General features: G+C 35.1%; 22 protein-coding genes. 20 read left to right on the forward strand and 2 right to left on the reverse strand.

The annotated features are described in order from the left end of the window. Positions 1 to 144: 144 nt before the first annotated feature. Both MNO09_RS10945 and MNO09_RS10950 read left to right on the forward strand, forming a co-directional pair. Positions 145 to 1,812, forward strand: coding sequence for a sialidase family protein (locus MNO09_RS10945; RefSeq protein ID WP_241950134.1), 1,668 nt, complete (start codon positions 145 to 147; stop codon positions 1,810 to 1,812). Positions 1,813 to 2,178: 366 nt separating this feature from the next. Then, a complete protein-coding gene (locus MNO09_RS10950) occupies positions 2,179 to 2,463 on the forward strand; it encodes a hypothetical protein (protein ID WP_241950135.1) in 285 nt (94 codons plus the stop codon). 557 nt (positions 2,464 to 3,020) lie between these two features. Here the strand turns inward: MNO09_RS10950 and MNO09_RS10955 are convergent. Next, positions 3,021 to 3,197: a YjzC family protein gene (locus MNO09_RS10955; protein WP_241950136.1), complete on the reverse strand. Its 177-nt coding sequence runs from the start codon at positions 3,195 to 3,197 to the stop codon at positions 3,021 to 3,023. Positions 3,198 to 3,291: 94 nt separating this feature from the next. Here MNO09_RS10955 and MNO09_RS10960 point away from each other — a divergent pair, with 94 nt between their 5' ends. The 18 genes from MNO09_RS10960 to MNO09_RS11045 all read left to right on the forward strand — a co-directional run bounded on the left by MNO09_RS10960 (position 3,292) and on the right by MNO09_RS11045 (position 19,634). After that, the gene (locus MNO09_RS10960; RefSeq protein ID WP_241950137.1) at positions 3,292 to 3,792 is read left to right on the forward strand and encodes a YfbU family protein; all 501 of its coding nucleotides are present in this window, start codon (positions 3,292 to 3,294) and stop codon (positions 3,790 to 3,792) included. A gap of 69 nt (positions 3,793 to 3,861) precedes the next feature. Beyond that, positions 3,862 to 4,104 carry a hypothetical protein gene (locus MNO09_RS10965; protein ID WP_241950138.1) on the forward strand — a complete coding sequence of 81 codons (243 nt, stop codon included), beginning with the start codon at positions 3,862 to 3,864 and terminating at the stop codon, positions 4,102 to 4,104. Further along, positions 4,095 to 4,310, forward strand: coding sequence for a hypothetical protein (locus MNO09_RS10970; RefSeq protein WP_241950139.1), 216 nt, complete (start codon positions 4,095 to 4,097; stop codon positions 4,308 to 4,310). Before MNO09_RS10965 ends, MNO09_RS10970 begins: the two co-directional genes overlap by 10 nt. Then, positions 4,307 to 4,642, forward strand: a complete 336-nt coding sequence (locus MNO09_RS10975) for an HNH endonuclease (RefSeq protein WP_241950140.1) — start codon at positions 4,307 to 4,309, stop codon at positions 4,640 to 4,642. The genes MNO09_RS10970 and MNO09_RS10975 overlap by 4 nt, the downstream gene beginning before the upstream one ends. A gap of 153 nt (positions 4,643 to 4,795) precedes the next feature. After that, a complete protein-coding gene (locus MNO09_RS10980; RefSeq protein ID WP_000763336.1) occupies positions 4,796 to 5,152 on the forward strand; it encodes a hypothetical protein in 357 nt (118 codons plus the stop codon). Next, positions 5,149 to 6,804 (forward strand): terminase TerL endonuclease subunit, encoded by a 1,656-nt coding sequence (locus tag MNO09_RS10985; protein ID WP_241950141.1) that lies wholly within the window; start codon positions 5,149 to 5,151, stop codon positions 6,802 to 6,804. Before MNO09_RS10980 ends, MNO09_RS10985 begins: the two co-directional genes overlap by 4 nt. Positions 6,805 to 6,813: 9 nt before the next feature. Further along, complete coding sequence (locus MNO09_RS10990) at positions 6,814 to 7,977, forward strand: phage portal protein (RefSeq protein WP_502917700.1); 1,164 nt, start codon at positions 6,814 to 6,816, stop codon at positions 7,975 to 7,977. Next, positions 7,961 to 8,737, forward strand: coding sequence for a head maturation protease, ClpP-related (locus MNO09_RS10995; RefSeq protein WP_241950142.1), 777 nt, complete (start codon positions 7,961 to 7,963; stop codon positions 8,735 to 8,737). The genes MNO09_RS10990 and MNO09_RS10995 overlap by 17 nt, the downstream gene beginning before the upstream one ends. Before the next feature lie 19 nt (positions 8,738 to 8,756). After that, positions 8,757 to 9,920 (forward strand): phage major capsid protein, encoded by a 1,164-nt coding sequence (locus tag MNO09_RS11000; RefSeq protein WP_241950143.1) that lies wholly within the window; start codon positions 8,757 to 8,759, stop codon positions 9,918 to 9,920. Between the two features lie 12 nt (positions 9,921 to 9,932). Further along, positions 9,933 to 10,226 (forward strand): hypothetical protein, encoded by a 294-nt coding sequence (locus MNO09_RS11005; RefSeq protein WP_241950144.1) that lies wholly within the window; start codon positions 9,933 to 9,935, stop codon positions 10,224 to 10,226. A 1-nt stretch (position 10,227) separates the two neighbouring features. Further along, complete coding sequence (locus MNO09_RS11010) at positions 10,228 to 10,581, forward strand: phage head closure protein (protein ID WP_241950145.1); 354 nt, start codon at positions 10,228 to 10,230, stop codon at positions 10,579 to 10,581. A gap of 1 nt (position 10,582) precedes the next feature. After that, positions 10,583 to 10,924 carry an HK97 gp10 family phage protein gene (locus tag MNO09_RS11015; RefSeq protein WP_241950146.1) on the forward strand — a complete coding sequence of 114 codons (342 nt, stop codon included), beginning with the start codon at positions 10,583 to 10,585 and terminating at the stop codon, positions 10,922 to 10,924. Beyond that, the gene (locus MNO09_RS11020) at positions 10,924 to 11,253 is read left to right on the forward strand and encodes a hypothetical protein (protein WP_098295265.1); all 330 of its coding nucleotides are present in this window, start codon (positions 10,924 to 10,926) and stop codon (positions 11,251 to 11,253) included. The genes MNO09_RS11015 and MNO09_RS11020 overlap by 1 nt, the downstream gene beginning before the upstream one ends. Further along, the gene (locus MNO09_RS11025) at positions 11,254 to 11,826 is read left to right on the forward strand and encodes a major tail protein (RefSeq protein ID WP_241950147.1); all 573 of its coding nucleotides are present in this window, start codon (positions 11,254 to 11,256) and stop codon (positions 11,824 to 11,826) included. A 4-nt stretch (positions 11,827 to 11,830) separates the two neighbouring features. After that, positions 11,831 to 12,193, forward strand: coding sequence for a hypothetical protein (locus MNO09_RS11030; RefSeq protein ID WP_241950148.1), 363 nt, complete (start codon positions 11,831 to 11,833; stop codon positions 12,191 to 12,193). 241 nt (positions 12,194 to 12,434) lie between these two features. Next, the gene (locus MNO09_RS11035) at positions 12,435 to 16,370 is read left to right on the forward strand and encodes a tape measure protein (protein WP_241950149.1); all 3,936 of its coding nucleotides are present in this window, start codon (positions 12,435 to 12,437) and stop codon (positions 16,368 to 16,370) included. Beyond that, a complete protein-coding gene (locus tag MNO09_RS11040) occupies positions 16,367 to 17,176 on the forward strand; it encodes a distal tail protein Dit (protein WP_241950150.1) in 810 nt (269 codons plus the stop codon). Before MNO09_RS11035 ends, MNO09_RS11040 begins: the two co-directional genes overlap by 4 nt. Positions 17,177 to 17,189: 13 nt before the next feature. Beyond that, positions 17,190 to 19,634 (forward strand): SGNH/GDSL hydrolase family protein, encoded by a 2,445-nt coding sequence (locus MNO09_RS11045; RefSeq protein ID WP_241950151.1) that lies wholly within the window; start codon positions 17,190 to 17,192, stop codon positions 19,632 to 19,634. A 58-nt stretch (positions 19,635 to 19,692) separates the two neighbouring features. On the opposite strand, the gene MNO09_RS11050 is transcribed toward MNO09_RS11045, so the two are convergent. Then, positions 19,693 to 19,830: a hypothetical protein gene (locus MNO09_RS11050; RefSeq protein ID WP_241950152.1), complete on the reverse strand. Its 138-nt coding sequence runs from the start codon at positions 19,828 to 19,830 to the stop codon at positions 19,693 to 19,695. Between the last annotated feature and the right edge of the window lie 2 nt (positions 19,831 to 19,832).

Below are 19,832 nucleotides of genomic sequence, written 5' to 3' on the forward strand. Positions count from 1 at the left end.
CCTTACTACCGATAATTATGCGTTATGCAAACCTTGCATGTATCTAGTATTCATACCTATTAATTATGTTGGACAAGCATACAAGCTATTTCTGTATTTCTTCATAATATATATTGAATATATTATGAGAAAGTAGGGAATAGAATGGAAGAAAATAAAAAGAATAACAAAGAGCATGAACATAAACACAAACACAAACACAAACATGATAATGATAAAAGCAGTATCCATAATTCAGAGAATCCTATTATTAATGTGAAAGTAAACTGTTGTTCTGATCATAACAAAGATAAGAAAGACGACCATAAGAAACATGATGACTCTTGTTGCAAGCATAAAGAAGTAGAAAGACAAGTTAATAACCCAACTAACGATATAATTAATTTTCCACGCATAACTCAAAGCGAGACAAGTCTAGCCCATTTTAACGACTTTATACTCTATGGATTTAATGATACTAATAACACTACACCACCCCCAGAGGTACCGGGAACTCATAGCTTTTCAGGATTTGCTTTTTCTAATGATTTAGGTGATACCTGGACTGATGGTGGTCCTGTACCTGTAAATCCAGGAGGATTCAATGATGGTGATCCTGTAATAGCAAAAGATAGAAATGGTGTTTTCTATTATGGTCAAGTTGGGAGAGAGGTTGTAGCAGGGACTTTGCAAGGTGTAATTAGTGTTTCAACTGGAACTGTTAATCCTAATGGAACTATCACAATGAATCTGCCTCAAGTTGTTGGCCGAGGACAAAATCCAAATCCTAATACAGCCACTCAAGATAAAGAATGGATTGCAGTAGGACCTGATGCTGATAATCCAGGGAATGAAGCACTGTATATTACGTGGACTGATTTTACCGTTGATCCAAGAAGTATTCGCTTTTCAAAATACACAACCGGTGTCAACTTAAATCCTATCATTACAGATCAAGTAATTGTTCCTCCGAGTGCAAATAATTTTATTAGCGGGTCTTTTGTGGTCGTAGATAATCGAGGAGTCATCTATGTCTTTTATGAAGAAATATCGGATCCTAACCCTGCAGATATGATACCGCCTCGAAATTATTTGAATGATTCTAATAGGACCATTCGCATGCTTAAATCAACTGACGGTGGTAATACTTTTCCAATCAACGTGCCAGTTTCAATACCTTTTTTTGCAGCAGCAAATGAAATATCAAATTGTGCTGGAAATATTCGTCCAACAATACGCATTGATACTACCAGACTGATTCGTACAAATGAATTTCCTCATGCAGCTATTGGACCAGATGGCACTTTATACGTGGTATGGAATGCTGGTAGAGTTATTGGGAATACGCGTTTTATTGATATCTTTTTAGCATATAGTACTGATGAAGGGAATACCTGGAATGAAGTGAATATCTCTACTCATCAAAATTTAGCCTTTTCGTTTTTTCCATCAGTGGCAGCCAATTGCGAAGGAGCCCATATTCAGTATAATCGTTTTAATGACCGTCGTGGTAGAGTTGGTGGTGTGGGTGATGGGACATTTGCAATATTCATGAAAAGCTTTTCTCCTTTTGATGGTTTAAGTAAAGAGAGAATGGTAAGTACTGAATTTTCTCCAGTACCGATTACGATTGCTAATCCTGATCCAATACCTGCTGGATGTTATATGGGTGATTACAATCAAATCATTGCAGGTCCCGGAAGTTGTTTACTCCACTCCTGGGGTGATAATCGGAATGTCCTGAATGGCCAGATTAATCCTGATGTCTTCTTCAGACTAACAGCACCAAAGAAGAAACATGACTGTTGTTGTGATTACGAAAGACATGTTTAAAACGAGATAACCCCTTCATCTCTTTATCCTCTGAAATCCATTAAAAGTAATTTTCTCTCAAATATTTGTACTCTCCATAAAAAATCTATTTTTATAAACAGACGAACTACCACTAAGCAAAAAAACACGCTAAGCTGTCCATATGGGAAGCTTAGCGTGTTTTTTTTCAAAAATGCTGGCGGTACGCCTATACAGTTACTCATATATTTCGTACTGTGTAACTCAAAAGAGAAAGTTAAATGAAATCAATGATACCAAAGGATTCATTGATAGACTCAGTTACACACAATATAAGATATGGGTAACTAAATGCTGTTAAAAGATTGATGCTATTTGTTAGAATTAAAATCGTAAGGAGTTGAGAAGATGAGGACCTATAGTGTGAAAAAGCTATTTATAGAAGGGCTAGAAGAGGAAGTCAATTATAATCAAGTTTATTTTAAGATACATGGCGACAAGGATTGTAAATGGACAATGGACATTGAATATTCAGGTCCAAAAGATTTTTTTATAATGGCAGCATACTATTGTAGAGAAGTGGAGTTTACATTCTCTACAATTTATGCAACTGACATTAAAGGCATTGCTGAAGTTAAAAAAGTACAGGTTAATAGTAACTATGTTCAATTAAGTGGAATCGGACTATTATAAGTAAAGATAACGGGAATAAAATAAGTGGCAGAGTCGTGGCCGTTTTTTGACAGTAAATATGCCGGTTGTCTTGGAATTAACGTGATATATTTGTATTATGAGAAGTGGCGGAAAACACAACTCACTATGTTGTTTCTAAAATTCTAAACGGCTTCATTATGACGGCACATAAAATCCGAAACCAACAGATGGTACTGATTGAATGATAACGTTATTAAGGAGAGCTTTTGCTCTTCTTTCAATCGCTGACTCAGAGATAAGTAGAAGTAACTACGGGAGAGTGATGTATTGTCAGCGATTGAAAGAGGTGTAAAATCTCATAACCAAACAAAATAAAAAATATGAAGCACACAAACAAGATTTGTGTATCTGAAACACCGCTATCTTTTATGGTAGTGGTGTTTTGCATTAGTAATGGGTAAAACTTCATTTACCGTATTTAAAGTAATAACATAAGAAATTGATGAAAGGGCAACTGATGCATGGTTGCTCTTTTATTATGTACAAAGCCCTTCACTTAAGAAGGGCTTAGGATATACTTATAGTATTAAATTTAATCAACGTTTGTGTTTTGTTTTATCTACTTGGACCCACTGATTACCTGGTTTCGAAGTTGGTGGTAAAGGCTTACCTTCGATACCAGTAACTTCATTATTTGTAACCTTTCCACCTCTTGGACCTCTTTCTTGAAATTGGCCTGAGTGTTCGGGTTTTTGACCTGGTTTATATGTCATATTAATCACCTCCTTTACTTTGGTATATTTCGATTTTATAAAAGGGAACTCCTTCTTTTTTGTCGAATAATAAGATGGGTAGGAGGTGGAAAGAATGAAACTTACAAAATCAGAAAGATTGGTATTAATCAATCAATATACAATTCTTGAAAAATTATATCCAGAAGATAAAACATACTCATACAATAAAAAAGTAATAGTTAATGGATATACATCTGAATACGATGAGTTATTTAATGAGTTGCACGAGGATATACCTGAAGAAATTTGTAAAGACGTATGGGATATTCTTCAAATGCATAGGTCATTAAAATTTTCTTTTGATAATCTTGAAGATAAAGGTGATTTAAAAGAAAATGATATAAAGTTTCAAGGGTTTGATGGAAATGATGAAACAGATTATATGGTATATGCAAAATTTATTATCCATGACATGGATAGATACAAAGAATTAGAAAATGAGCATCGTGATTATAATACCCATTTCCCAACGCTAAGTAAGTACCAAAGAATGGTATGTAATTGGAAAAATATTTCTGATAGATACAACAATAAATTATCCTTAGAACAAATTAAATCAATTATTAATTCATAACCATTAAGAAGTCACATCAGTACGATGTGGCTTCTTTTGTATGTAAAAATTATATCGGTGGTGTAAGTAATGGACGCAATGTTGGCAAACATCAAACTGAAAAAGAAACTCGAATATTTATTTAATTTAGCTAAAGAAAATCACGAATTGAGAGAATTGGTAAAAGCATTAGCAACAACTGTTGAGGACTTAAAAGATAAGGTCGATCTGTTAAGTGTAAATAATAGTGCGGATAATATTTTAAGCACTCTTGAGAACGCACTTACAAGAATAAGAGAATATGAAATAATGGAGGATGAATCATGGAACTAACTAAACTTGAGATAGCAATTGTTCTTGGCGCATTCGTACAGGGATTAGGTGAGGAAGCGCTTAATAATGGTAATGATTCATTAAAAGAATTAGAGAAAGAGTTAGATAAGATAGTTAGTAATTCAACAATAAATCAAATGAAGGAAGCTGGTGAAAGCGTAATAGGTAAACTCATTCATAAGTTATTGGAAGATGAAGAACAGTGAATCAATACAAGACCAAACAACAGAAGCGCAAGTTCTATGACAGTGGTGAGTGGAAGAGTATACGTGAACAAGTAAAGAAGCGTGACAACCATGAGTGCCAGGAGTGTAAACGAAACGGTCGTGTTCAAACAGATACCAATGAATATAGTGAGAGTGCAAAGCGTAAGAAGATACAACTCGTTGTCCATCATATAAAAGAACTCGAGCATCATCCAGAACTTGCACTTGATATAGATAACCTTGAAACAGTATGTGTTAATTGCCATAACAAAGAACATGGGAGAGTTTACGAAAAGAAACAGAATAAATGGGAAAACGATGAAAAGTGGTAAAAATGATTCGATAATAATACCCCCCTTTAAAAAGTTCCATCAAAAATTGCTCTAAGGGGCACCGGAGGAGGGGGTCGTTTTTCCAGATTTTTGAGACCATATCGCATAGGACCCCTACCCAGTATGAAAATATGATTGAATCGAGGTGATATTATGGCGGACATTGATGAGCGTGAGGTGCTAGTTAACAAAGAAAAAAACCGTTTAAAAAGACTATTTAAAGACATCCCACCTAGTAAGTTGAAAGTCGTTGAAGGGTTAATTATTCAGGCAGCAAGATTACGAGTTTTATTAAATGAGATGTGGATGGATATATCTGAGAATGGTGACTATGAAATGTTCTCACAATCTGATAAAACAGAGCCGTATGAAAGAGAACGACCTGTTGCCCGGTTATATAATACCCGTGATCAATCATATCAAAGGGTTATTAAACAACTAACGGATTTGTTACCAGAAGGAAATAATAAAAAAGAAATTAAGAAGTATTCGGCAAGTGATTTAATATGATTGTTCATAAGTATGTAAGTGAATATATAGAACTATATGAAACAGGAACAGTAGTATTAAATAAAGAACGTATCATGCTTATTAATTATTTAAAGCAAGATATATTAACCCGTAATGATTTACATTTCGATATGGATTTAATTCATAAATGTGTAACTTTCATAGAAAAGTGGCATTTTAAACTAAATTACTTTCAGAAATTTTTAATAGCATTTGTGTTTCTGTTTGATGAATATGAGGATGTTTATTTTGACCAGCATTTCTGGATGATGGCAAGGGGTGCTGGTAAAAACGGATTGATTAGTGCATTGACACACTTCTTTATTAGCGAATTGCATGGTATTGAACATTACAACGTATCAGTAGTTGCTAATACAGAAAGACAGGCTAAAACTTCTTTTATAGATGTTTATGAAAAGAATAAAAAACATGAAATATTAGATGAGCTATTTGTATCAACAAAACAATTGATAACAAATAAAGCTACTCGTTCAACTTTTGAATTTCATACATCTAATGCAGGAAGTAAAGACTCGTTAAGAGACGGGTGTGTTATTTATGATGAGATACATAGATATGAAAATAGCGATGTTGTAGAAGTATTCTCTAGTGGTTTAGGTAAAGTTCCTAACTCTAGGGAATTTTTTATTACCACAGATGGATTTGTCCGTGAAGGTTATCTTGACAAAATGAAAGAGCGAGCTATGAATATCCTGAAAGGGAAAGAAAAAGAAGATAGGTTGTTTCCTTTTATTTGTAAGCTTGATAACGCTGAAGAAGTAGACAATTCCGATATGTGGGAAAAAGCAAATCCGATGTTTAGTAAGCCAATGAGTCAATACGCTAGAGGATTGTTTAAGAAAGTTATGCGTCAGTATAAAAATCTAGAAAACGATCCGTCTAACAGAGAAAATTTCATGACTAAGAGGATGAATATACCGGAAGTAGATTTAACAAAATCTGTGGCTTCATGGGAAGAAATAATGCGTACTGGTTTTGAAGAAGATGGAGAAACGCTCAGAGTAGTTCCAGATTTAAAACACAAAGTAGCTGTGGGCGGCCTCGATTTCGCCAGCATCAAAGATTTTGCGGCGGTCGGTTTACTATTTAAACATGGTGAGGACTATATTTGGAAAGGTCATTCATTTGTACGTAAAGGATTCTTGGATAAGGTGAAATTAAAAGCACCTATTTATGAATGGGCTGAAAATGGCTTACTAACTATTGTGGACGAGCCAGTTATTAATATCTCACATATTGTTGATTGGTTTGTAAAAATGCGTGAGTTATATGGGGTGAATACGATTGTAGCTGATACATTCCGTCTTGATCTTGTAAAAACAGCACTTGAAGCTGAAGGTTTCAAATTGTTGTATATTCGTAATCCAAAAGCGATTCATTCTCTTTTAGCTCCACGAGTTGAGACGTTATTTGCAAATAACCGTATTATTTTTGGTGATAATCCATTAATGCGTTGGTACACCAACAACGTATACGTTCACATTAAAAAAGACGGCAACAAAGAGTACCTGAAAAAAGATGAATTCAAAAGGAAAACAGATGGATTCCAAGCTTTCATACATGCACTATGGCAAGCGGATAACATTCTTGTGGATGAATTCGACTTTATGCTAGATAGTATTAAGTTTTAATAAAAGGGGGTGATAATCATTGGATGGCTGGATGCAGTATTTAAAAGAAATAGTGAAGTAGGATTTATGTTTGATGTGGAAATGTTTATTGAAAAGGCAAATAGGGTTCACATGAAGCGACTAGCGATGGATACATGTATATCCTTTTTAGGGAGAACAATTAGTCAGTCAGAATTTAGAGTGAAAAACGGTGAAGAATTTGAAAAGGATGAGCTTTATTATCGATTAAACGTTAGGCCCAATAAGAATATGACAGCAAGCACCTTTTGGGAAATGTTCATTTACAAACTTATTTATGATAATGAAGCTTTAATTATACAAGCGGATGATGGTGACCTACTTATCGCTGATGACTTTGAACATAATGAATATGCTGTGTTTGAAGATACTTTTACTAATGTAACCGTAAAAGATTATCAGTTTAAGAGTAGCTTTAAACAAAGTGAGGTCATTCATTTAAGATATCGGAATGATAAGTTATCACCACTTATCGATGGTTTGTTTACTGATTATGGTGATTTATTCGGTAGGATATTAAGTTCTCAAAAACGTAAGAATCAAATTCGTGGAACAGTTGATATGGACATGCTTGCTGCAAAGAGCAAAGAACATCAATCAAAACTGCAAGAGTTCATTAATAATATGTATAAAGCGATTGGAGAAAATGATGTTGCTATCATTCCGCAACAACCAGGTTTTAAGTATGATGAAACCTCAGCTGGGGGGAATTCTGGTCAGAGTGTGGAGGAAATCAATAAAGTAACGAATGGTTTCTTAAATCAAGTAGCAATGGCTTTTGGTATTCCGACTGCTTTGTTATATGGGGAAATGGCTGATGTAGAGAAGCAAACGAAAAATTATATGCTTTTTACAGTGAAACCATTATTAAAAAAGATTTCAGATGAAGCAAACGTCAAATTTTTTGAAAAAGAAGAGTACCTTTCAGGCCAAAAGATTGAAATTAAAGCTGTTTCTTATCAAAGTATATTTGATCTTGCGACAAGCATCGATAAACTCATTTCTTCAAGTGCATTTACAGGAAATGAAATTCGATTAGAAGTAGGATATGAAGTCTCTGATGATCCTAACTTAAATACACATCATATTACGAAAAACTATACAAGATTAACTCAATCTGAAGGAGGTGAGAATGCAAATGACGGTGAAAATTGACGTTAAAGGGCCAATTATTTCAAATGATGAAGCTTGGATCTATGATTGGTTTGAAATGGAGGCTACAAGCCCAGGTAAGATTACAAAACAACTTGATAACGCAAATAGTGAGGATTTAATTGTATCAATCAATAGTCCTGGTGGTTATGTAGATGAGGGTTCGGAAATTTACACAGCATTAAAAAATTATTCTGGTCATGTGGAAGTTCAAATTGTTGGTTTAGCAGCAAGTGCAGCTTCTGTAATTGCTATGGCTGGTGATAAAGTTCGAATTTCTCCAACAGCAAAAATCATGATTCACAACGCTGCTAAGTGGCATGGTGGAGATCATCGTGACATGGAAAAGGCGGCTGAGATGTTAAAAATAACAGATCGAGCAATTGTAAATGCCTATGTCATTAAAAGTGGTAAGTCTGAGGAAGAACTACTTAACATGATGGCTGAAGAAACTTGGATGGGTCCGCAGCAAGCATTAGAAAACAATTTTGTGGATGAAATCATGTTTATGGAGAATCCAGTTAAAACGACAGCTTCAACTGCTACCGCTGCCATGCTTCCGCAGAAAGTTATCGATGGTTTTAGAAATGGGACAATGAACAAAGGACAGGGGATTACAAAAGAAGATTTAAACGCTGCATTATCCGGATTGAAAAATGAAATCTTGAATGATTTACAAAACAATATAGAAGAACAACCAAAGGAGCCAAATCCTAAAGCTGTAAAAAACAGTGGGATTAAAGGGCTCCTTTTAAAATTATAAAAAACGGGGGAAACACATAATGACGATTAAATTTAATAAATCTGAAGCATTTAATAAGGCAAAAGCAAAATTGACGGACACTTTAACCAACGCAGAAAGTACAGAACAAGAACAAACATCAGCTTTTGAAGGTTTCTTTGATGCACTACAAACAGATGTAGCAAATACAGTTCGTGAACAAGTAAATAACGATATGCTTGATCGTTCGATTTTACAGCAACGTGGTCAAAATGTTTTAACTTCAGCAGAAACAAAATTCTTCAATGCAGTTGTTAAAGAAGGTGGATTTACAGATGGTTCAATCCTTCCTGTAACGACTCAAGAGCGTGTGTTTGAAGATTTAGTTACAGAACATCCTTTATTAGCTGAAATTGGTTTGCAAGATTTAGGAGCAGTTACGAAGTTTATTTACTCTGATGCAACGAAGGCGTATGTATGGGGTGAATTATTCGGTGAAATCCGTGGGCAAATTGATGCCATCTTCAAGCAAGAAAAAATTGGCCAACTCAAATTAACTGCGTTTGCAGCAATTCCGAATGATATGAAGGAACTTGGACCGGAATGGATTGAACGTTATGTTCGAACGGTTTTAGTCGAAACATATTCCGTCGGCCTAGAATTTGGTTTTATTAATGGTGGCGGATCTGTAGCACACCAACCAGTTGGTTTAATGAAAGATGTTAATCCAGAAACAGGTGCTGTTACTGATAAAAAATCTTCTGGTAAATTAACATTTGCTCCGTCTGATAAAGGGGTAATTGTAGCAGGTGAACTTTACGAAGTAGTAAAAGCTTTATCTGTTGATGCAAAAGGGAAATCTAGAAAAGTATTAAATAAAATTGTAATGGTAGTTAACCCGATTGATGCGATTGGCGTACAAGCACGTAATACAATCCAGACATCAACAGGTCAATGGGTAATGGCATTGCCTTATAACATTAAACCTGTTGAGTGTGAGGAAGTTCCTGTTGGTAAAGCATTATTCTTTGTAAAGGGACAATATATTGCTGCAATTGCAGGAGGATATAAATTAAAAGAATTTGATCAAACGTTAGCTTTCGAAGATGCTACGCTTTATACAATCAAACAGTTTGCTAATGGTAAACCAAAAGATAATAAAGCGGCTCTTGTATATGACTTGGATATTTCTTTCGCACCACCTACAACTCCAGAAACTAAATAAGGAATGATGTGAATGGATAAGGTAATTTTGAATGGAATATTGCAGGAATTTAAAGAAAGGATGCACTTGGGTGATGATGAAGATGATAACCTCAAGCGCATCCTTTCTACATCTAATAAGGCATTACTTAGGATTTGTGGGAATTATGATTTAAATAATGACGAGGAGTTCAAGGAATTAGTCTTTGAACGCTCTCGTTATGTTTATAATGATGCATTAGAGTATTTTGACAAGAATTTTTTAAGTCAAATTAATAGTTTAGGCATCGATAAAGCATTAGAAGAAATTAAGTTGGACGGTGATTAATATGCGTCCTTTTCAGTACAAGAAACCATTAAATACAGGTGATTGTAGGAATCGAATTATCATTGAGCAACCTGAAGTAATAAAAGATGAATTGAATCAAGAAGTTGAAACAGGTGATTGGCAAGAAGTTAAAAAAGCATGGGCAATGATAAAAACAGTAAAAGGTTCAGAGTACATTGAAGCTTCGGCTTCACAGTCTACACGAATTTATCGGTTTGTAATGCCTTATACAACAGGTATTACAGAATTAATGCGAATTAAAATGAAGAGTCGTATCTTTGATATTATCGAACCGCCAATGAATGATGATGAAATGTATCAAACATTGACTATTATCGCAAAGGAGCATGTTTAATATGAATGATTTTGCGAGCGAACTTGCTAGAGAATTACAAAGATATGCAAATGTTGTGGAAGAAGAATTGTTAGCCGCACAAGAAGAAGTGGCTGATGTTGCTGTAAGTAAATTAAGACAAAGTGGCCCTAAAAAAACAGGTGCTTATCGTAAAAGGTGGCGTAAGAAAAAAGAAGGTAATAGCGTTATCGTCCATAATACAAAAGGACAATTAACGCATCTTTTGGAAAACGGCCATGCAAAGGCTGGTGGCGGGCGTGTTCCGGCTCAAGTGCATATTCGTCCAGTTGAAGAGTATGTAATTAACGAGTTACCAAGACGGATTGAAAGGGCACTTGAATAATGACATTAGGTGAATTAACAAAAATCCTTGAAGCTACAGGTTATCCTGTGGCTTATTCGCATTTTACAGCAACGCCAGGTAAGCCAGTGCCAGCACCACCTTATATTTGTTTCCTTGTGGATGGATCAGCAAATTTAATGGCTGATAATAAGGTCTATCACAAAATAAATGATTTAAACATCGAGCTTTATACAACTAAAAAAGATTTAGTTGCAGAAGAAAAACTTGAAAAAGTACTGGACGATCATGAAATTCCTTATGATTCGTACGGGACTTTTATTGAATCTGAAAAAATGTATCAAAAAATATATGAAACGAGGTTGATATAAATGGCAGAGAATAAAGTTATTTTCGGTCTAAAGAAAGTACATTACAGTGTTATTTCTGAAGATGAAACAGGGAAGATCACATATGGGAAACCGACTCCATTACCTGGTGCAGTTGAAATGAAAATGGATCCAAAAGGTGAACAATCAGATTTCTACGCAGACGATATGAACTATTATGCAGAATCAAGTAATCAGGGTTATGAAGGTACTTTAAATCTTGCTAAGCTCACAGAAGCTTTCCGAACTGATGTATTAGGTGAAGTTTTAGACGAAACTGACAAGGTTATTTCAGAAGTCTCAAATGCAAAAATTAAAAGAATCGCTCTAATGTTTGAATTTGATGGAGATGTGAAAGCGACACGTCATGTGATGTATAACGTATCTGTATCTCGTCCAGGCTTTGGTTCTTCCACAAAAAGTGATAAAACAGAGCCGACTACAACAGAATTAAAGTTCGTAGCATCACAGCATCCAGAAACTTTAAAAGTGAAAGATTCAACAACAGTTGGTACGCCAGCAGCTATTTATGACGCTTGGTATACAAAAGTTTACGAAAAAGTTGTGGGGGCGTAATTAGATGGAAAAAAGAATTGTAATTGATGAAAAATCAGTCCTTTTGAAAAGTACCGCTGGCACGGCTATTCGCTATAAATCACAATTTAGACGCGATATGTTTGCGGATATCCTTAGCTTAGGGGTACTTTCTTCATATATTTCAACGGATGGCGACCAAAATAATATCGACCTTTCACAGGTCGATTTAAGTAAATTAGATTTTGAAGTTATTTATAACTTAGTATGGGCATTCGCTAAAACAGCAAATAAAGAGGTTCAAGACCCATTAACTTGGCTTGATACATTTGGGGAGTTTCCGATTGCTGAAATTATCACTGAAATTCAGGACTTAATTAAAAGTACTGTTCAGTCAAAAAAAAAATAACAGAAGATGATCAAGGGCAAGGGCGTAACAATGGGAAAGGTAGTTTTTCTGTTGATACATTCCTTGCTCTTTGTTATTCATGCAAACTTTCAAAAGAAGATTTAGAAGATATGACAATAGGTGATTGCCTAGATTATATCGATGAATATGTAGAGTTACGAAACCCGAAAAAAGAACAAGAAAATACAAGAACAGCTACACAAGATGACTTTAACAATTTCTAAGCAAGTGAGGTGATAACATGGCAGGAAGAATTAAAGGAATAACGATAGAAATTGGTGGAGAAACCACAGGTCTTCAAAACGCATTAAAAGATGTTAATAAAAAAAGTAGCGAACTATCTAGAGAATTAAATGATATACAACGACTCTTAAAATTCGATCCAGGTAATGTGGAAGCACTAGCGCAAAAACAACAATTACTTACGCAACAAATTGAGAATACAACGAAAAAATTAGATAGCTTAAAGTCAGCTCAACAGCAAGTGCAAGCACAGTTTGAAAGCGGCGCAATTAATGAAGAACAATATCGGGCGTTTAGGCGTGAAATTGAATTTACAGAAGGGCAACTTAATGGATTCAAAAACAGTCTTGCAGGATTAAAGGCTGAGCAAGAAAAAGCAGCAAGTTCAACAAGACAATTAGAAACATTATTTAGTGCCACAGGGAAAAGTGTTGATGATTTTGCGGATGCATTAGGGAATCGTCTTGTGAATGCAATTAAAAACGGTACGGCATCGAGTAGGCAGTTAGATCAAGCGATTGAGATAATTGGAAGAGAAGCGCTAGGAGCCGAAGCAGATATTGGAAAGTTGCAACAAGCGCTACGTTCTATTGATAATGGTAATTCCATTCAAAACATCAGAAACGACTTAAATCAACTTTCCCAAGAAGCAGAGGAAGCGGGCGAAAGTGTTAAAGGATTAGGCGTTGAGTTAGAAAAAGTAGTAGCTGGAATAGGTGCAGGTCTAGGACTCAAAGAAGTCATCGAACAATCTCTTGATATGTCAGAGTTAAAAACAAAAATTGACATTACTTTTGACGTTCCAGAATCATCAAAGAGATCTGTGGAGGATGCAGTCAGAACTGTTATTTCATATGGCGGTGATGCAGAGGAAGCATTGGAGGGTGTACGTAGACAATGGGCATTAAATAAAGATGCTTCTGATGCAGCAAATACAGAAATCATCAAAGGAGCAGCTAACATCGCTAGTTCCTATTCACAGATTGATTTTACAGAATTAATACAAGAAACCAATGAAATCGGTAGCGAATTAAATATTTCCAATAAAGAAGCGCTTGGATTAGTTAATTCGCTTTTGAAGATAGGTTTTCCACCTGAACAACTCGATATTATCGCTGAATATGGTCAGCAGCTAAAAAGAGTTGGTTATACAGCACAAGAAGTACAAAGTATTATGACAAGTGCAGCTCAACAAAAATCTTGGAATATCGACAACTTATTGGATGGTTTAAAAGAAGGACGTGTCCGTTCTGTTGCAATGGCACAGGGATTAAGCAACAGTATGAAAGATTCTATTCGAGATGTTGTGGATGATACTGAAAAAATGTCTGATGAACAAATTTCAGCGATGCAAAAAGGATTCGCAAAGCAAGAATCTGAACTTGCAAAATCCTATAGCAATCAAGAGAAAGCACTTTCTAAAAGCCATAGTCAAAGACAGAACGCATTAGCTAAAAGTCTTGATGCTGAATACAATGCAGTTTCCAAAAGTTATGAAAATCAGCAAAAGAATTTAGAGGGAAAACTTAGCGCTGAATATGATGCAGCATCAAAAAATTACGATAGACAACAAAAAGCGCTTGAAAAGTCACTTGAAGCGGAAGTTAGAGCCTTTGAAAAGTCTTCTGAACAAAAAATAAAACTCATCGATAAAGAATATATGGAACGCATGAAGTTAATTGATGAGGAAAAATATAATCGTCTTAAAGCGATTGACGATCAAATTGGTTATTTAGATTCCAAAACAGCAGCGGAAGATAAATATATTAAAGAACGTGAAAACGCTGAGAAACGTGCTGATTTAAAGATTAAAATAAGCAAAGCTAAAAACGAGGAAGAACGTCAGGCAGCAATAAAAGCATTGCGAGATCTCGAAGAGAAAATGCAGCTTGATAAAATACGTGAAGAACGTAAAAGTCAGATTGATAGATTAAAGGAAGAAAAAGACAGTATAAAAGAAGCATCTGACGCAAAGAAAGAAGCCCTTAAATCAGAGATTGATAGCCGAAAAGAACAAGTTAAAGAGCAAATAAACAATGAAAAAGAAGCTCTGAAAGAACGACAACAGGAACAAAAAGAAGCTTTCCAGCAAAGTAAGCAAGAGAATTTAAAGGCGATTAGTGAATCGAATAAAGCACAACTCGATTCATTACGTGAAGTGAGCCAAGCTAATTTATCAAATTTAAAAGAAAGTCATAATAACCGTAAACAAGCACTAAGTGAACGTTTAAGTGATGAAATGGAAGCTGTTCGTGAATCCCATAGAGCGGAGTTAGAATCTTTTAAAGAAATGAATGCAGAAAAACTAGAGCTTGCAAAAAATCCGCCTGATAGTGCAGCTGTAAAAGAAATTTTCTCTCAACTAGAAGGTTGGGGTAAAGCTATTGCTAAGGGTGGAGAGGAAGGTAAGCAGGCGTTTGTAGATATGGTTAAATGGTTAAACAATATCGATGATGCTGCTTTACGTGAAGCAATTGGTGTACAACTTTTCGGAACAATGTTTGAAGACCAAGGACAAAACATTATTAATACAATTTTACAAACTGAAGAAAAGCAAGCTGACTTAAAAAAAGGAATAGATGATTTACAAGAATCAGCAAATAAAATGGATGCATCGCCAATGGTTAAATGGAAAGATGCGATGAAAGAGTTAAAAGAAGCTCTTGAGCCAGTATTACTTACAGTAGCTGATATTGTATCTGCATTTGCCGGGTTTATTTCAGCTCATCCAGTGTTAGCGGCGGCAATTACAGCTATAACAGTTGCAATAGGGATACTTGTTGGTATTTGCGCAGCTCTCGCCCCAGTAATTTTCTTGGCCACATCAGGTGCTATAACCTTTGCGGGTGTTATGGCTGTTTTAACAAGCCCAATTGCTTTAGTGGTTGCAGCTATCGCTGGATTAATTGCTATTTGGGTTTTATTCGGTGATAAAATAATGGCCATATACAACGAATATTTTAAGCCTACAATAGATCAAATAGTATCTATCATTGTCGGGACTTTACAACCGGTATTTGAACAAGGATTTGCGATAATAAAAGACATTGTTCAAGACGCATTTGCAATTATACAACGCTATTGGAATGAAATATTAGCACCTGTATTTTCGCTTATTGGTTCTGTTATTAAGACAGTTCTTTTACCAGCATTTAAATTTGTATTTTCTGCTATTGGTAGTGTTGTATCAGATGCGTTTAGCGGAATAAAAGATATGTGGAATAATGTTTTGAAACCAATTCTTAATGGAATTATAGATTTCATCTCCGGTATTTTCTCAGGGAACTGGGAAAAAGCATGGGGAGGAATAGTAAAAATTTTTAGTGGTGTTTTCGAGGGAATTAAAACAGCTGCAAAAGCGCCGATAAATGCTGTAGTATCAATGCTTAATGGATTAATTGAGGGTATTAATAGTATAGAAATGCCTGATTGGGTCCCGTTTGTCGGTGGTGGGAAAACTCATATCCCAACAATTCCTATGTTAGCAACAGGTGGACATGTTCTTGGAGACGGTTCATTTATTGCTGGTGAAGCTGGACCAGAGTTATTTACTAAAAGAGGTAATCGTGTATCTGTTACGCCTTTATCTTCAAATGAAAAGTCACTTGGTATCACAGGGACTATGAGCCGATTAATTGGCGATATGAGTTATTCAATGGCTAGTTCTATGAAAGAGTTAGCTGGTTTAAAAAGTGTCATGAGCAATGTATATGGCAGTATGGCTAGTAGTACACAAGCAATGAGTAGAAATGCTAGTCAAAGCGCTGTGGATGGCAATTCTTCTTCAAATGCAAATAAATCTGATTCATATAACTTTGCTGATATGTTTAGAGGTTCAACATTTGTCATTAGAGAAGAAGCGGATGTACAAAAATTAGCAGTCGAGTTAGGAAAACATATTAAGACGTCAGGAAGAAGGGTGGGGCAACTATGAGTTTAACGATAGATGGAAAACCTTTAAAACAATTAGGCTTAGCTCTTTTACCAGGATTCCAACATCCAGCAGCCCCACCAATTCGTGACTATACAGTTTCTATCCCTGGTCGCCCTGGTGCATATTACTTTGGTTCAGATATAGACCCTTTAGAGTTTAATTTACCATTAATTATTAAACCTCAAGAAGATAGATATAGATTATCGGCAGCTATCAGAAAAATGGTGGCTGCCTTTATTGATCCTTATGGCAAGCCAAAAGAAGTGAAACTAATTTATGATTACGAGCCTGATAAATATTATCTAGCTCGATACAGCGGTTCACTTCCAATCGATCGTTATTTTAGAATGGGTAAGTTTGAATTGCCCTTAATCGCATACGATCCACATGCTTACTCAATTGTGGAAAGTTCGAAGGGGATAAAATGGGGTGACCGTATCCCCTGGATGTCTCAAATACCTATTGGTCTTGGAAGAACATCTTATACAATTAGTAGTCCTCAAACTTTATCAATTAATAATTATGGATCACTTGTTGTAAGACCGGTTATAGAAATATCAGGTAGTGCAACTTCACTAATCCTCACTATAAAAGGTGAGAGTTTTTCTATTGGAACTTTTACAAATTCAACAATATTAATAGACGCGAAACGATATGCAGCAATTAAAAACGGTAAGAATTTCTTATTCCAATTACAGGGTAATTTAGAAAAGTTAGAGTTTATGACAGGCGCTAATGCAATACAAATAGGCGGTTCCAATCTAAACATCAACATTGCATTCAAATACCGCGCTAAATATATATAAGGTGGTGGAAAATATGGCTGATGCGCCTAAATTAAACGGAAATGAATTTCTTGATGAAAGTTATTATAAAATAAATTTAGCTATAGATAATGCAAATGAAGCGAAAAAGAAAGCTGATAATGCAAAAGTAGAATTAGAAGATATACGAGTAGGATCTGACGGTACAGTTTACCGAACGGCTGGACATGCGATTAGAGAATTCGAAAAAAACTCATTGAATAACGAAAATAACTTAGCTAATGCGATTGGTAAAATTGCAGATAGTGTACCAACGTCCAATACGAGTACCACAGGTCATGATCTTGCAAGTTTGACAGCAACAATCGCTAACGCAAAATACTGGAATAATGGATTTGTTTCAGATGGATCGATCTATTTAACAGGTATTAAAGTTAATACGACAGCGACAGTTGTTTCGGTCAAAATTTATAAAAAGGAAAATGGCGTATTTACATTTGTTAAAGATTTAGGTGATCTTAATGTAATAGGTGGACTTGTTTCAGTAAATTATTTACTACTTAAACCTAACTATTCTGTTTTCGTTAAATTTAAAAACGGCTCATACTACTATAATACACCTTCTGGCTTTTCTAGTTATGAATTATTAGATGGTGTATTCAGTCAGTCGACAGTTTTAGTAAGCTTCAATTTAATTTTTTCTAAAGTAGGCATTAACTTTTTTGATATGAGTGCTTTAAATGGGAAAACCGAACCATTAAGCTTGTTGCTCGACAATTTATCAGAATTCACTCCAAGCAATGATACTTTTATAAATAAGGAGGTAGATTTAAATAGCACCACGTTAACAGTTACAAACACAAGATACTATTCGAATGGTGCAATGCAACAGAGTGGATTTCTAAAGGGAATTTATTTAAAAACAAATGCCAAAGTTTTAAGTGTAATTGCAGGTAGGGTCAAAAATAAGACTTTGACATTAACCTATAAATATGGTGATTTTCCAATAGAAAATTTAGGACAGAATGGTTATTTATCTGTAAATGACGATAAGCATTATCTTAATACGGATGAGTATATTTTTGTTAAGCAAACTGGTGGTAGTTATTATTATAAAAACTCTGCTGACAATGATGGGATTCAGATGGAAAGTGATTACTCTGGGATGAAATCCCCAACAGGAGTTATCATTGGGTATTATGCCGTTTTTGCCTATGGTGTTCGAGATAGTACTTTATCTTTGAATGATGTAAGAAGTATCGAGGACAGCGTGGTGACAATGCAGCAAGATATAACTGACCTCCAAACTACAATAACAAAAGATGTTATGACCAAAAATTACATGCCTGTTTTTGAAAATGATTTTTCCAAGGAAAATGAAGCATTAACCGTTTTAAACGATACAACTAGCGGTTCAGCATGGGCATTTGATTATACAAATAAAAATACTTATCCAACAGCGAAAGGCGGCTACTACAATGATGGTACAACCAACATGGCCCTACAAAATATATTGAAATTAAACAAGCGGTATGAATGTGATCTGAAAGTTTTGAAATTTGATGTCGTTTTATATTCCGATACTGTGTTAAATATTCATATGTTTAGAAATCAACATACAGGGGAAATACCTAACGAATCGTTATATGTCGTGGATATCCCAAATAAAAAAATCAGAATGACAAAACTTACCGGGAGAACTTTAGAGATCGGGTCGTATATATCCGAAAAAACTATTGGATTTAATTTTGTAAATGGTAATAAATATCAAATTGAAATTGAAAAAAGAGATTATGAGTTTTATTTTCGTATAAAGGATTATGTTACAGGGGCAATAACAGAGCTAAAATTTGTTGGATGGGGAGCAGGTAGTCAATTAAGCTATTACGGTTTCTCATGGGGAGCAGGTATTACAGCTCCAAAGATTTCGAAGATAAGCGTTCATATGCCGGAAAATCCGATTGTTGCATTTGTTGGTGACAGCATTACAGAAGGATATGGAATGAATGCCTTAACAGGAGATAGTTCATTCACAAATAGATTCGCAGAGCTTGCACGAACTGCAATTGGAGATTGCGTGATTTCTGCTGCATCATCCGGGGTTATAGACGATGTAATAGAAAAATTTGATAGTGAGTTTTCTATCTATAAACCTAAATTTATATTCGTAACAATTGGAACTAATGGCAGCGTGGCGATGAACTCAATAGCAAAGTACACACAAATAAAGAACTTGTGTGAGAGTAATAGAATAAAATTAATACTAAACCATATACCAGCAGGTGGGCCTAATACTAATATTTATTACAAAGAAAAAAATGCCAACATTGATGCTGTATCTGAGGATGGTGTTAAATTTGATATTGCGACAGCAGTAAATAATGATATTAATAACGGTGGTGACAGCGCATTGTTTACTGATGGAATACATCCGAACTATAACGGTTCTTTAAAAATGTTCAATCGGATTAAAGTTGATAAACCAGAACTATTTTATTGATGTGCACTCACCTCGATTTTCTATAAAAATAGTGTAGAATAACAAAAAGCATTGGTTATTATGGCCATGGATCTATTTCATCATAATCTTCATCTTCATCAAGACGTTTGCACCAATCGACATATCTGTGCATAAATGGTTTTAGTATGAGGAAAATCGGTAAGCTAATAATTGCACAAATAATACAAATGTTCATAT

The sequence above is a fragment of the Bacillus sp. N5-665 genome, assembly GCF_022637375.2.
GTDB classification, from domain to species: Bacteria; Bacillota; Bacilli; order Bacillales; family Bacillaceae_G; genus Bacillus_A; species Bacillus_A wiedmannii.

Bases quoted from the DNA above. Each gene is read 5' to 3' on its own strand.
- MNO09_RS10945 (WP_241950134.1), top strand. From the start codon at position 145: ATGGAAGAAAATAAAAAGAATAACAAAGAGCATGAACATAAACACAAA.
- MNO09_RS10950 (WP_241950135.1), top strand. From the start codon at position 2,179: ATGAGGACCTATAGTGTGAAAAAGCTATTTATAGAAGGGCTAGAAGAG.
- MNO09_RS10955 (WP_241950136.1), bottom strand. From the start codon at position 3,197: ATGACATATAAACCAGGTCAAAAACCCGAACACTCAGGCCAATTTCAA.
- MNO09_RS10960 (WP_241950137.1), top strand. From the start codon at position 3,292: ATGAAACTTACAAAATCAGAAAGATTGGTATTAATCAATCAATATACA.
- MNO09_RS10965 (WP_241950138.1), top strand. From the start codon at position 3,862: ATGGACGCAATGTTGGCAAACATCAAACTGAAAAAGAAACTCGAATAT.
- MNO09_RS10970 (WP_241950139.1), top strand. From the start codon at position 4,095: ATGGAACTAACTAAACTTGAGATAGCAATTGTTCTTGGCGCATTCGTA.
- MNO09_RS10980 (WP_000763336.1), top strand. From the start codon at position 4,796: ATGGCGGACATTGATGAGCGTGAGGTGCTAGTTAACAAAGAAAAAAAC.
- MNO09_RS10985 (WP_241950141.1), top strand. From the start codon at position 5,149: ATGATTGTTCATAAGTATGTAAGTGAATATATAGAACTATATGAAACA.
- MNO09_RS10995 (WP_241950142.1), top strand. From the start codon at position 7,961: ATGACGGTGAAAATTGACGTTAAAGGGCCAATTATTTCAAATGATGAA.
- MNO09_RS11000 (WP_241950143.1), top strand. From the start codon at position 8,757: ATGACGATTAAATTTAATAAATCTGAAGCATTTAATAAGGCAAAAGCA.
- MNO09_RS11005 (WP_241950144.1), top strand. From the start codon at position 9,933: ATGGATAAGGTAATTTTGAATGGAATATTGCAGGAATTTAAAGAAAGG.
- MNO09_RS11010 (WP_241950145.1), top strand. From the start codon at position 10,228: ATGCGTCCTTTTCAGTACAAGAAACCATTAAATACAGGTGATTGTAGG.
- MNO09_RS11015 (WP_241950146.1), top strand. From the start codon at position 10,583: ATGAATGATTTTGCGAGCGAACTTGCTAGAGAATTACAAAGATATGCA.
- MNO09_RS11020 (WP_098295265.1), top strand. From the start codon at position 10,924: ATGACATTAGGTGAATTAACAAAAATCCTTGAAGCTACAGGTTATCCT.
- MNO09_RS11025 (WP_241950147.1), top strand. From the start codon at position 11,254: ATGGCAGAGAATAAAGTTATTTTCGGTCTAAAGAAAGTACATTACAGT.
- MNO09_RS11030 (WP_241950148.1), top strand. From the start codon at position 11,831: ATGGAAAAAAGAATTGTAATTGATGAAAAATCAGTCCTTTTGAAAAGT.
- MNO09_RS11035 (WP_241950149.1), top strand. From the start codon at position 12,435: ATGGCAGGAAGAATTAAAGGAATAACGATAGAAATTGGTGGAGAAACC.
- MNO09_RS11040 (WP_241950150.1), top strand. From the start codon at position 16,367: ATGAGTTTAACGATAGATGGAAAACCTTTAAAACAATTAGGCTTAGCT.
- MNO09_RS11045 (WP_241950151.1), top strand. From the start codon at position 17,190: ATGGCTGATGCGCCTAAATTAAACGGAAATGAATTTCTTGATGAAAGT.
- MNO09_RS11050 (WP_241950152.1), bottom strand. From the start codon at position 19,830: ATGAACATTTGTATTATTTGTGCAATTATTAGCTTACCGATTTTCCTC.